10 protein-coding genes, 3 tRNA genes and 1 pseudogene are annotated in these 12853 nt (G+C 56.2%); 5 read left to right on the top strand and 9 right to left on the bottom strand.

The features are described 5' to 3' along the window. Positions 1-44: 44 nt before the first annotated feature. Together clpP and tig are read right to left on the bottom strand one after the other, a co-directional pair. Positions 45-680 (bottom strand): ATP-dependent Clp endopeptidase proteolytic subunit ClpP, encoded by a 636-nt coding sequence (clpP, locus tag CKW07_RS03730; RefSeq protein WP_090456702.1) that lies wholly within the window; start codon positions 678-680, stop codon positions 45-47. A gap of 92 nt (positions 681-772) precedes the next feature. Next, positions 773-2083, bottom strand: coding sequence for a trigger factor (gene tig / locus CKW07_RS03735; protein ID WP_095143664.1), 1311 nt, complete (start codon positions 2081-2083; stop codon positions 773-775). A gap of 952 nt (positions 2084-3035) precedes the next feature. On the opposite strand from tig, the gene CKW07_RS03740 reads away from it, so the two are divergent. Genes CKW07_RS03740 through CKW07_RS03750 form a run of 3 tightly spaced genes read left to right on the top strand, consistent with a single transcriptional unit; the run spans position 3036 to position 7007 of the window. Next, positions 3036-4328, top strand: a complete 1293-nt coding sequence (locus CKW07_RS03740) for an exo-alpha-sialidase (RefSeq protein ID WP_095143665.1) — start codon at positions 3036-3038, stop codon at positions 4326-4328. Next, positions 4325-4936, top strand: a complete 612-nt coding sequence (locus CKW07_RS03745) for a hypothetical protein (RefSeq protein ID WP_095143666.1) — start codon at positions 4325-4327, stop codon at positions 4934-4936. The genes CKW07_RS03740 and CKW07_RS03745 overlap by 4 nt, the downstream gene beginning before the upstream one ends. 34 nt (positions 4937-4970) lie before the next feature. Then, the gene (locus CKW07_RS03750) at positions 4971-7007 is read left to right on the top strand and encodes an LTA synthase family protein (RefSeq protein WP_095143667.1); all 2037 of its coding nucleotides are present in this window, start codon (positions 4971-4973) and stop codon (positions 7005-7007) included. A gap of 51 nt (positions 7008-7058) precedes the next feature. On the opposite strand, the pseudogene CKW07_RS25615 reads toward CKW07_RS03750, so the two are convergent. Then, positions 7059-7614, bottom strand: a pseudogene (locus CKW07_RS25615) (DNA adenine methylase); the annotation flags it as partial. Between the two features lie 817 nt (positions 7615-8431). Between CKW07_RS25615 and CKW07_RS03765 the strand changes: the two are divergent. Further along, entirely contained in the window at positions 8432-9529 is a 1098-nt protein-coding gene (locus tag CKW07_RS03765) for an acyltransferase (RefSeq protein WP_095143669.1), read from the top strand. A 157-nt stretch (positions 9530-9686) separates the two neighbouring features. Here CKW07_RS03765 and CKW07_RS03770 read toward each other — a convergent pair whose 3' ends face one another. The 6 genes from CKW07_RS03770 to CKW07_RS03795 form a co-directional block, all read right to left on the bottom strand. Further along, positions 9687-10031: a DUF2514 family protein gene (locus CKW07_RS03770; RefSeq protein ID WP_256577019.1), complete on the bottom strand. Its 345-nt coding sequence runs from the start codon at positions 10029-10031 to the stop codon at positions 9687-9689. A 243-nt stretch (positions 10032-10274) separates the two neighbouring features. Next, a complete protein-coding gene (locus CKW07_RS03780; protein ID WP_095143670.1) occupies positions 10275-10805 on the bottom strand; it encodes a hypothetical protein in 531 nt (176 codons plus the stop codon). A gap of 141 nt (positions 10806-10946) precedes the next feature. Further along, entirely contained in the window at positions 10947-11087 is a 141-nt protein-coding gene (locus CKW07_RS25880; RefSeq protein ID WP_371850636.1) for an integrase arm-type DNA-binding domain-containing protein, read from the bottom strand. 164 nt (positions 11088-11251) lie between these two features. Continuing rightward, positions 11252-11336 (bottom strand) — tRNA-Leu (locus tag CKW07_RS03785). Positions 11337-11392: 56 nt separating this feature from the next. After that, positions 11393-11468: transfer RNA gene (locus CKW07_RS03790), tRNA-His, on the bottom strand. A 41-nt stretch (positions 11469-11509) separates the two neighbouring features. Then, positions 11510-11586: transfer RNA gene (locus CKW07_RS03795), tRNA-Arg, on the bottom strand. 280 nt (positions 11587-11866) lie between these two features. Between CKW07_RS03795 and folD the strand changes: the two genes are divergently transcribed. Further along, positions 11867-12721 (top strand): bifunctional methylenetetrahydrofolate dehydrogenase/methenyltetrahydrofolate cyclohydrolase FolD, encoded by an 855-nt coding sequence (folD, locus tag CKW07_RS03800; protein ID WP_095078887.1) that lies wholly within the window; start codon positions 11867-11869, stop codon positions 12719-12721. Positions 12722-12853: the final 132 nt, after the last annotated feature.

Raw genomic sequence — 12853 nt, forward strand, 5'->3', positions numbered from 1 at the left:
CCGGTGATCAGACCAGCCGACCAGCCTGTTTTGAGCTGCTTATTTTAAGCGGGGCGCTGGGTGATCACTTCATCGATCAAGCCGTACTCACGCGCGGCGTCTGCACTCATGAAGTTGTCGCGGTTGGTATCGCGCTCGATTTCTTCAAGGGTGCGCCCGCTGTGCTTGGCCATCAACGTGTTGAGGCGCTCACGAATGAAGAGGATTTCCTTGGCATGGATTTCGATATCCGACGCCTGGCCCTGGAAACCGCCCAGTGGCTGGTGAATCATCACTCGCGAGTTCGGCAGGCAGTAACGCTTGCCAGGAGCACCGGCCGTCAGCAGGAACGCGCCCATGCTGCACGCCTGGCCGATACAGGTGGTCGACACGTTGGGTTTGATGAACTGCATGGTGTCGTAGATCGACATGCCCGCCGTCACCGAACCGCCCGGGGAGTTGATATAGAGATGGATGTCCTTGTCCGGATTTTCCGCTTCAAGGAACAGCAGTTGCGCACAGATCAGGTTGGCCATGTAGTCCTCTACCGGGCCAACCAGAAAGATCACACGCTCCTTGAGCAGGCGCGAGTAAATGTCGTAGGCGCGCTCGCCACGAGCGGACTGCTCGACAACCATCGGGACCAGACCGCCTGCGGCCTGGATATCAGAGTTCTGCTGAATATACGAATTACGGAACATGCTCTGCAGTCACTCCCAAATAGTTATGTCTTGAATACGCATAAGCCAGCTCGAGAGCTGGCTTATGGTGTGTGCTTCTAACGCAAAAACAATCAGTCGGCTTGTGGAGCTTCTACCGGCTTGACCGCTTCTTCGTAAGAGACCGATTTGTCGGTCACGCTAGCTTTCTGCAGAACAGTATCCACAACTTGCTCTTCCAGCACAACCGAACGAACTTCGTTCAGTTGCTGGTCATTTTTGTAGTACCAGGACACAACTTGCTCTGGCTCCTGGTAGGCCGAAGCCATTTCCTGGATCAGTTCGCGAACGCGGGTTTCGTCAGGCTTGAGGTCGTATTGCTTGACCACTTCAGCCACGACCAGACCCAGCACAACGCGACGCTTGGCTTGTTCTTCGAACAGCTCGGCCGGCAGTTGATCAGGCTTGATGTTGCCACCGAACTGCTGAACAGCCTGCACGCGCAGACGGTTCACTTCGTTCTCCAGCAGCGCCTTTGGCACTTCGATCGGGTTGGCGGCCAGCAGACCGTCCATTACCTGATTCTTGACCTTGGATTTGATCGCCTGACGCAGCTCACGCTCCATGTTCTTGCGAACTTCGGCGCGGAAACCGTCGATGCCCGACTCCTTGATACCGAACTGGGCGAAGAATTCTTCGGTCAGCTCAGGCAGCTTCGGCTCGGAAACCGAGTTGACGGTCACGGTGAACTCGGCTGCTTTGTTAGCCAGGTCCAGGTTCTGGTAGTTTTCCGGGAAGGTCAGGTTCAGAACGCGCTCTTCGCCCGCCTTCGCACCCACCAGGCCTTCTTCGAAGCCAGGGATCATGCGGCCGGAACCCAGGACCAGCTGGGTACCTTTGGCCGAACCACCGGCGAAGACTTCACCGTCAACCTTGCCAACGAAATCGATGTTCAGTTGGTCTTCGTTCTGAGCAGCACGCTCAACGGCTTCGAAACGGACGTTCTGCTTGCGCAGGATGTCCAGCATCTTATCCAGGTCGGCGTCAGTCACGTCAGCGCTCTGGCGCTCGACCGCGATGGAGTCGAAACCGGCAACGGTGAACTCAGGGAACACTTCGAACGTTGCTACGAATTCCAGATCCTTGCCCTTTTCCAGGACTTTTGGCTCTACCGAAGGAGCGCCAGCCGGGTTCAGCTTTTGCTCGACAATGGCTTCGTAGAAAGAAGCCTGGATCACGTCGCCTACAGCTTCCTGACGCGCATCAGCTTCATAACGCTGACGGATCACGCTCATCGGCACTTTGCCAGGACGGAAGCCTGCAATCTTGGCCTTTTGGGCAGTCTGCTGCAGACGCTTGTTGACTTGAGTCTCAATGCGCTCAGCTGGCACGGTGATGCTCATGCGGCGCTCAAGAGCAGAAGTATTTTCAACAGAAACTTGCATGGATATTCCTCGTTGCACAGACGTTAGCCGGCCGTTTCCGACCCCAGAATCAAGGGCATGCATTCTAGTGGGTCAAACTCAAGAAGTCACCCTACTGAAAACGGGTAAAAACGCAGCAGGCCATTTAGCGGCGAGGACAAACGGTTGAGCCTCGCCATGAGAGCAAATACAGCGAATCACGCCAGGGCTCTGCACCACCCCTTCTATATATAGAAGGAACCGGTCGGCTTCTCCCTGGTTGCGGCCTCGCCAGGAGACCGACGGGCAAATCGGGCATCATCGTGAAACATGTTTTCGACGAGCCGCACACCCTACCAGCACAAAATCCACCGTCATATCGAAAAAACTCGAACGACTGAAACAAAAACGGCGCAGCCCTTTTCAGGTACTGCGCCGTTATCTGCTATCAAATAGCCACTTACAGGGTGACAGAGAGACTCGAAATAAACCCGAAAACTCCCGCCGTTGCTGGGCCTGACAATGCAAGCCCCCCTCAAGTACACTTACAGCTGTACTGATCCGTTACCGCCGGACCAGTTCGACTTAACCGAAACGGGCTGCGATTCTACCGCCAAGGTATTGAGAATGCTCGGTTTTTATTGATGCTACTGCTCCGACATTCTGCCGACCGAACAGCCCCCCTCTGCTGCGCCCAGCCCATGCGGCTACGCTGAAGATCTCAAGGAGGGTTTTCGACATATGAACCACCCCGGCTTCATAGGCACCTCCATGCCCCACACCACACATGAAGATGGATTACCCGCTCGACGTCGGAGGGTGGCTGGAATTGAGCAGTCTGAACCCGCGCTGACAGTATCGTCCGACGCACGGCTCCGGCAAAACGGTCAAGAAACAGCAGCATTCACTTACAATGTAACAGCCCAATGCAATCAGACTGGCGTCCCGCCGTGATACTTTGCGGCGCTTTATCGGGCCAGGAGATGCCTTAAGTATGCGCATCAAACGCCCCAGCCCCGTTTTCGGTGGCTACCTTGCCCTTTGTTGCTTGTTTTTCGCCGCATGGTTCACCCATCCCGCCCCGGTGCATTCCACGTTTGCCTTGATGAAACCGGTGCCGGCCGTGGCCGATGCCGCCAAGCCCATTTACACCAGCCGATTCGCCTCTTCCGGGCTGGTGGACTTCGTGCACTCTTCGGCAGTAACCGCCCTGCCTGACGGCAGCCTGATGGCGGTCTGGTTCGCTGGCACTCGCGAAGGCGCAGCCGATGTGCAAGTGCGCTCTGCCCGGTTTGACGCAAAAACCGGCGAGTGGGGTGCCGAGCAGGTACTGGTAACCCGGGATTCGACTGAACAGGGCACTCGAAAACACATTCGCAAACTAGGCAACCCGGTTGTTGCCCTCGCGCCGGACAATCGCCTCTGGCTGTTCTACGTGTCGGTGTCCATGGGCGGCTGGGCCGGCAGTGCGGTCAACGTGATGGTCTCGAATGACTTTGGCCGTCAGTGGTCCGCGCCACGCCAACTGATCACGTCACCTTTTCTGAATATCAGCACACTGGTCCGCTCAGCGCCGGTATTTCATGCCGACGGTTCCATCGGCTTGCCGGTATACCACGAGTTTTTGGGCAAGTTTGCCGAGTACCTGTACCTGAGCGCAGACGGAAATGTGATCGACAAGTACCGCATCAGCCATGGCAATAATTCATTGCAACCCACGGTGGTTCCATTGGATGGCCAGCGCGGTATCGCCATGCTGCGTTACGCCGGTGACACCCACCACCGCGTGCTGGCGTCCCGCACTGAAGATGCAGGGCAAACCTGGAGTGAACCCTACCCACTCGACCCATCGAATCCGAATTCCTCGCTGGCGGCCGTCGCGACGCCCGAACATGGGTTGCTGGTCGCACTCAATGACCTGCAAGAGGGGCGCTTCAAGCTGAGCCTTTACAGGACCGACGCCGAAATGGCCGACTGGCATTCATTGCAAGACCTGGACAAATCCCCCGACCCAGAGGGCGACGCGTTTTCACCCGAGGCCTACAAGGAAATCATTGGCAAAGAGTTTCGCGACTCCAGTGGCGCGCTGCGCCAACCGCTGGAGGCGCAGTTCCTGAACAACCTCAACGGCCGCGTCTGTAAAAAACAAGGGTGTGACTTTGAATACGAGTACCCTTACTTCATTCGCAGCCCAGACGGGCTGTATCACCTGGTTTATTCCTGGAACAACACCTTTATCAAACACGTCACCTTCAACGAAGCGTGGCTGGCGGAGCGTACCCATTGAACAATCTCTGGCAGGCCCATATCAGCTTCGCGATGATCATCTTCCTGCTGCTACCCTCATTCGGCTTGAAGCGGGTTGGCGGTCTGACGCTCTTGCTCGCCTTGCTGGCTGCCAGCTTCATACCGCTTGACGGCTTGTCACTGGCCGCGTACTTGCGCAGCCATATCGATGACCTGGCGGTTACGACCCTGGTGCTCCTGGCCTGGGGGTGTTTGCGCCGACTGGATGTCTTGCCGCCTGCCCTGCAAGGTCAAAGCAGCGTCTTGATTCTCTTCGCCGCGGCGGCCCTGGCGCTGTATCCAGCAACCCTGGGATTGAGCGACCTGGACCCTTATCGACTCGGCTTCAGCCCGCGCCCATTACTGCTGTTCGTCGCACTGCTCACTCTGGGCCTGTTTTACCTGCGTAACTACCTGGCCGTCGTGATGCTGGCCTGCGCGACACTCGCCTTCATCATCGAAATCAAGCCTTCGCAGAATTATTGGGATTACCTGATTGATCCACTGCTCGGCCTGTATTGCTGTACGGCACTGTTGATACGCGCCACACGCTGGACCTACGATCGGCTAAACATGCTACGCGGCTGCGCATCAAACGGATCCGTTTGAAACTCAACGACATTATTCAATAAGGGGAGCATGGATGGGTTGGCTGCATTCGAGACGCCTGCATTACTGGCTTGGCGCAACGGCAACTATGTTTGCGCTGTTTGCACTGCTGCGGACGGTGTTCTTTTTCGGTTTTTCCGGTTTCGACGCCAGAGCCCTGATCGACGAACAAGCCATCCTGGAAACCCTGGGCATCGGCTTTCGTTTCGACCTGCGCCTGGCCATCCTGATAATGCTGCCGCTGGCATTGCTGGCGTGGCTCCCCCGCTGGAACCTTGTCAGCAGCCGCCTGGTGCGCCGGATCGCACGGGTATATCTGGCCACCACCCTCAGCGCTCTGCTGCTGGTCTACATCATCGATTTTGGCCACTACGCCTACCTGGGCGTAAGGATCAACGCTACCGTGCTGCGCTTCATCGATGATGCGCAAATATCCCGTGGCATGATCTGGCAATCCTACCCGGTCATCTGGATTTCGCTAGGCTGGCTGACAACAGTCGCGGTGGTGACACTGGTCCTGGTGCGCCTGGAACGCTTGACGCTTGACCGCCCCAGCAAAACCATTCACCCGTTCTCCGCCACATGGGGTAGCGCATTGATGGTCGTGCTGGTGCTATTGGGTATTTTGGGCCGCGTCGAAAACATTAACCTGGAAAACCCCGTCCCACTGCGCTGGAGCGATGCCTTCTTCTCGGGCAACAACCAGATCGCTGCGCTGGGTCTGAACCCCGTGATTTTCCTCTACGACACGGTCAAGGTCGGTCAGTCGCGCTATGACGAAGCGCAGGTGCGCGAGCACTATGCGGTCATGGCCAACTACCTGGGCGTTGATCAGCCCGATCCACACACCATGAACTTCGTACGCCACCAGGCACCACAACCCTACAAAGTACCGGGCTCGCGACCACCGAACGTGATGTTTGTCATGCTTGAATCGCTGGGCACCAGCGCCGTCGGGGCCTACGGAAACCCGATCAATCCGACGCCCAATCTCGATCGCCTGGCCACCCAGAGCTGGTTTTTCAAGCACTTCTATGTGCCGGTGACGGGGACCGCAAAAACCGTCTGGGCCAGTATTAGCGGGGTGCCTGACGTCACGCGCCAGGAAACCGCAACGCGCAATCCGCTGATCACCAATCAGCACACCCTGATCAATGCCTTCGCCGACTACGAGAAGATCTACACCATTGGCGGTAACTCCGGCTGGGCCAATATGAATGCCTTGATCCGGCAAAGCATCGACGGCGTTCGCCTGCTCGAAGAACGGGATTGGAAATCTCCGGCAGTGGATGTCTGGGGGATCTCGGACCTGGACTTGTTCAAGGAAACCGACAAAGTCCTGCAAGCACTGCCCAAGGACAAACCCTTCTTTGCCTATGTGCAGACGGCCGGCAACCATCGCCCCTTCACGATCCCCAAGACCAACGATGGATTCGAGGTCAAGCACCCAACCCTGGCAGAAGTCCAGGCCGCCGGATCGCGCAGTGTTGAACAGTACAACGCTGTGCGCCTGCTGGACTTCAACATCGGGCGCCTGATGGAAATAGCCAAGGCTGGCGGCTACTACGACAACACCATTTTCGTGCTGTTTGGCGACCATAACACCCGAATCGCCCAGATTCCGTTCCTGGCGCCGGCTTATGAGCAACTGGGCCTGGAAAGCAATGCAGTGCCCATGATCATACACGCGCCGGGTTTGCTTGGGACGCGCACGGTCGAGGAAGCGGTTGGCCTGGCGGACTTGCTGCCAACCGTGGCGGGCATGGTCGGTCTTGAGTTTCGCAACAGCGGCATGGGGCGCGACATTCAGCAGCCCGCCCCCGAAGGTGAACGCGTGGTACCACTGGTATTACGCGAGGGAACGTTCCCGCTGATTGCGGGCGTGACTCAACATTATATGGTGCAGATGGAGCACGATGGCAGCTCGCCAACCCTCCACGACCTGGCCTCAACGACTCCACGGGACAACGTGGCCGAGAAACACCCTGAAGAGTTCAAACGCCTGACGCTGCTGACCCGTGGCATGCATGAAACTTCAAGGCTGATGCTGTTCCAGAACGTGCGCAAGTGACATGACACGAGCTAAACGGCCGCTGGCCGTTTTAGCTCGAAAGCACTGACGTCAAAACGACCCGCCCAACGCTGCTGACTCCCAGCTCATGATCAGCAGCTCACTTCTGACATCGGCCTTTCCCTGCCGCTGGCTGGTCTTGGTGTATCGGGTATCCAGCATCTCAACGTACTCCCCCCCAAAAAACACCCGGCGGATGCTTGGGTGGTCGTTGATGCTGACCATCACCCTACCACGTGCAACGGCGCATGAAATCGGCCATTCGCACGCAGTTCTCGAACGAAAATCCACCCCGTACCCCGCGTATCCGCGTAGTGGAAGGTATGGGCACGGCCATAGCGCTCGGTGCATTCAAGCCTGGGCAAATTCTCGACGCAGGTGCCGGACAGATATTGCCATGCGACCGAGAGACTCTCTTCGATGCACAGCAAGTTGATCGATGGGGTGGTGGCGCGCCGAAGACCTGTCCGGACACCTTGCCGACGAAGTCATGTGGTGCAGGCAGATAGATCGGGCGGCGCGCCGGCTATCAAGATAGCGTTTCGGGACGGATCATCTTCTGCCACTCGAGTACCTGTCACGAACTGAGTGCCCACTTGATTTGCTTGCCTGACGGCGGTGTCAGTGAAGGGCATTCGTACATCACCAGAAGGCCACACTGGCGGATGTACTAAAGTTTTGCGGATGCTAGCGAACGACCAAGAACGTCCAGGCAACAAAAAAGCCGCACCAGGCGGCTTTCTGCTGGGTTTCGCGGACTAGGTGAATCACTACGAATACTTGTTTGGTACGAACGGAGAGACTCGAACACTCACACCTTGCGGCGCTCGAACCTAAATCACATCAGGCACCTTAAACACCAAATAAATTAACAGCTTATGCCGACAGCAATCGGTCACACCATCCCAAAAGCCGCCACAGTATGCACGGCGTACAATTGCGTGACTCACGTTTTCTACACACGGGCATTTCAATGCCTTTGTGGCCCCCTCCACCGGCGTCCTGCCGACCGAACACAACCAACCTATCCCTGCACTACCACGATTGCGCACAGAGGCAGCCTCCGATCCCCTCCAACCCGATCGGCGAAAAAGCGTTCGTGGCCATGCCAGACATGACCGCATCGATCAACGGACAAAGCAGGGAATCATTAAGCGGAAGATTCGGCCTCATCCTGGCAATGTTGTTCGTCCGATTCATCAACGCGCACATCTCGCTATTGATCGCGACGTCGCCTCGAATCGGATTGGTGACATGGATCTGCTTCCAAGGGATGCCCCCCCTTTCCAGAACAGCGCGACGAGCGGCCAATGACCAAGGCGCTCAAAGTGCTCCTCAACGTTACGGACGGCAAGGCATTTAATGGATTGCCGCTGACGCTTGATGTAGCATTTGGCCACCCATAAAAACCATCAGGACACAAGATGAAAGCACCAAAGGGACTTGCCGGCATCACTTCACTTAGAGGGCTGGCTGCAACGCTTGTACTGGTTATTCATTCATTCCTATTTCTTGGGTATTCACATACTTACTCTAAAAATTTCGAGCTTACCAATATCGGTGTAGATTTATTCTTTGTGTTAAGCGGATTTATTATGGCCTTTGCGCACTGGGACGACTTTGGAAAAGGGGTCACATCAGTAAGCACCTTCTTAAAGAAGCGGGTGATACGCATCTACCCAATGTACTTTCTTGTCACACTATTGACAGCCATCATTCTTTACGTCGCACCGAAGCTATTCTACGCAATGGAATACAGCAATTTACTTGTAATAAAGTCTTTGCTTTTTATACCGTCACAAATCGGATCAGGCACATCGTTAATATTGGCCGTAGCCTGGACACTGGCCTTTGAGGTTGTGTTCTATCTTATATTCTCTTTATGCCTGCTGTTTCGGCGCGACGCAGGATTGGCTATGACTGTAGCAGCCCTGCTTTTCTGGGGCATCGGAGGGGCAACAGTCTCATCAAGCAATTACATCATGGAATTTTTCCTGTCTACACTGCCACTTGAATTTATGGCAGGTATTCTGATCTGCATTTATTTCAAAAGCAGCCATTACAAGCCAATCACGTACCCAGCAGCCATTGCTGTGACACTGATGATCGCCTCCCTTGCATTACTCGCACTAACATTACCTTACCCAGTGACCGAAAGAACGCTAACCGACAACAACAGGGTTATTTACTACGGAATTCCAGCTGCCGTTATTTTCTTCTGCTTCCTCAATATCAGCCAATCCAAAACAAAATGGATTGCAGCCGCCATCAACGCTATAGGCGATGCATCATACTCAACTTATCTGACCCACTTCCTTACAATCGGCGCCATTAAATTCGTGGCCGCCAGAACCGGAATCATTGAGAGCACAAATATTTACGTGCTTGTTGTTTTCTCATGTGCATTCTGCACAATATGCGGCATAGCTGCGCACAAGATAGTTGAGGCGCCAGCAACAAGACTATTCAGAACTGTGCTTTTAAACAAAAGAACGAGCAAGCTCTCTGCGGAGACGACCTGAGCCGCTGTAATCGACGCATTGGCATTCAATCCGCGTGATCGTTTTTCGGTCACCGAAACATGTTAATTTTTTCCGAGCGAAATGTAGGTGCACTCACACGCTAATCTTCTTCCCCGACTTTGATCAGCATCTGTCGCCAAGGTCTCCCGCTCTTGCATCAGCGCTTGAACACGTCAGCAAACACCAGGACGGCGTGGGTAGCCGCCTGGTTTGCGGCGGCAGTGCAGGAATGGCCGCTGCCTTGACTGGCTGAGAGGCGACGAGCAAGGTCGTCGGTGGGCGTTCCCAGGCTACCAGCAGCAGCGCGAGCAGCGACAGCATCGGCAACCACCTGGTCAATGATCTTTTGCCCACCCTGACTCACCTTGTTCATTGAGAGTTGACGGGGCTGCTCTTTGTTACGCTCGGCGCCCTTAGGGTCGCGGTCACTCCACCAGGCCGGCCACTCGAGCCCCTTCACCGACAGGCCGTGGTGGCAGGCGCCGAACAACACTCCGGCCACAAGCAACACCATTGCTACACAAGGAAAAGTTCACCGCCCAAGCCGGAACCTTGGGCATGGTGGTCGCGCAATAGTGCGTGACGCCGCCGGTAGGATCCAGCACGGTACCGGCGACCACACAACTTGAAGCGGCCGGTCATCGCCATGACCTTTTTCACTTCTTCCACGGCCTGGCGCGAAAGCGGTGCCAGGTACGGCGAAACCTTGCCCCCCCCTCCAATCTCACCCTACTGCGCAACCGCTTCACGACCTCGGCCGGAATGGGTCCAGAGTGCGTTTTCGAGATCGAACTGGCTCGAGGGACGCATTGCGGAGCGCGCCCGCCCGGACGCCTGTTAATAGAAGAAGGCTAATCGCGCCGCCGGTGAACATGCGCCCGCGGAACTCACGAAGCTTTGCGAGGAAGAACTTAAGCTCATAGTCACCGCGAAGAATCAGGGCATGACTAACCGGTGGCTGAATCGCAGCAAGAGCTTCCAGGTCAGTTGCGGGGCTCGCGTCGATGATGCCCTCGGCAACGGCGAAGCTGAAGATCTGCTTCATCCATGTCCGGCAGTTCTCGGCTACATGGAGGGCGCCACGCTTTTCGATGCGGCGGATCACGATCAGTAGATCGGCGCGCCTCACTTCGCAGATGGGGATTTTGCCGAGAGCAAGCAGAAGGTCTTTCCAGGTACAGGCGGGACTGCTTCGCGCTGCCCTTGGCTGCTCAGTCAGGCGTGGACGCTTGAAGATGTACCAGCGTTCAGCCACTGCGGCGAAGGTGTTGGTCACGTCGGCGCCGGTAGTCTGCTGGAACTGACGTCGCTCCGAGCGTTCAATGCTTTTGGCAACCAGCTCACGAACTCCGTCACGGAGCTCTAGCGCATCTTTGAGGGAAACATCTGGGTAGGTGCTCAGGGATATGCGTGGTTGCTATCCGCACCATGAAAAACGGAAGTGCCACGCTTTCGAGCCTTTGCTGGCTACGAACAGGGACAGACCGCCCGTGTCGCTGAAGCTGTAGTCTTTTTCTTTGGGTTTTGCTTGCCTGACGGCAGTGTCAGTGAGAGGCATTAGTACCTCACCACAAGGTCACACAATAAGAGGCACCGATGAATGCACTAGAGTTTTGCGGATCGTGGCGAACGACCAAGGAACGTCCAGGCAACAAAAAAGCCGCACTAGGCGGCTTTCTGTTGGGTTTCGCGGACTATGGTGAATCACTGCGAATACTTGTTTGGTGCGGACGGAGAGACTCGAACTCTCACACCTTGCGGCGCTGGAACCTAAATCCAGTGTGTCTACCAATTCCACCACATCCGCGTATCAAGCTTTTAAAGCAAAGGCGCCAGACTATTAATCTGGCGCCTTTCTAAATATGGGGTGGACGAAGGGGATCGAACCCTCGACAACGGGAGTCACAATCCCGTGCTCTACCAACTGAGCTACGCCCACCATATTGCCATGTTGCGTTACTTGTGCCAAAGCTGCCTAATTGGCGCACCCGGCAGGACTCGAACCTGCGACCATCCGCTTAGAAGGCGGATGCTCTATCCAGCTGAGCTACGGGCGCCTTGTTAATCTGTATTCTTGGACGATTACAAACTAAGTGCTTTCAGTCTCACCGAATCAAACATCAATTCTGATCAACCTTCTTAACCAGTGCTAGGCTGTGCCCGACAAGTGCGACGAATGTTATAGGTGAGTCCGAAGGTCGTCAACTCTTTTTTAAAAAAAATTCATTTTATTTAAGGGGTTAGGGGAATTTGCAGACCAAGCGCCTTTGCCCTCACGCCCTGACATGCGAGAATGCGCTCTCTTTTCTTCCCCCTCTCGATGGTTAATCACGCGCAATGACAGCACAACTAATCGACGGCAAATCGATCGCCGCCAGCCTGCGCCAGCAGATCGCCAAACGTGTCGCCGAGCGTCGCGAGCAAGGCCTGCGCACGCCCGGCCTCGCGGTGATCCTGGTCGGCAGCGATCCCGCCTCTCAGGTTTATGTCTCGCACAAGCGTAAAGACTGTGAAGAGGTCGGCTTCCTCTCCCAAGCCTATGACCTGCCCGCTGACACCACCCAGCAAGCCCTGACCGACCTGATCGACCGTCTTAATGACGACCCGAACATCGACGGCGTGCTGCTGCAGCTGCCTCTACCTGAACACCTGGATGCCTCCAAACTGCTGGAGCGCATTCGCCCGGACAAAGACGTCGATGGTTTCCATCCTTATAACGTCGGCCGCCTGGCACAACGCATCCCCCTGCTGCGCCCATGCACGCCTAAAGGCATCATGACCTTGCTGGAAAGCACCGGTGCCGACCTGTACGGCATGAACGCAGTGGTGGTCGGCGCCTCCAACATTGTCGGTCGCCCGATGGCGATGGAACTGTTGCTGGCCGGCTGCACCGTCACCGTCACCCACCGCTTCACCAAGGACCTGGCCGGCCACGTCGGCCGCGCCGATCTGGTGGTCGTGGCCGCCGGCAAGCCGGGCCTGGTCAAGGGCGAGTGGATCAAGGAAGGCGCCATCGTCATCGACGTCGGCATCAACCGCCAGGAAGATGGCAAGCTGGTCGGCGACGTGATCTACGACACCGCCCTGCCCCGCGCTGGCTGGATTACCCCGGTACCTGGCGGCGTTGGCCCGATGACCCGTGCCTGCCTGCTGGAAAACACGCTCTACGCGGCGGAAACCCTGCACGGCTGAGTGTGGCGTTCCACTGATGCCGTACAAGAAACCCCGCCATCCGGCGGGGTTTCTCGTTTATGGACGGCCTTAAGGCTGTTCGTCGAAAACCCCTGTTTTTTAGTCGAAAACAAGGACTTTCATCTGCCCCCC

The organism is Pseudomonas sp. Irchel s3b6 (assembly GCF_900187415.1).
Lineage (GTDB): Bacteria > Pseudomonadota > Gammaproteobacteria > Pseudomonadales > Pseudomonadaceae > Aquipseudomonas.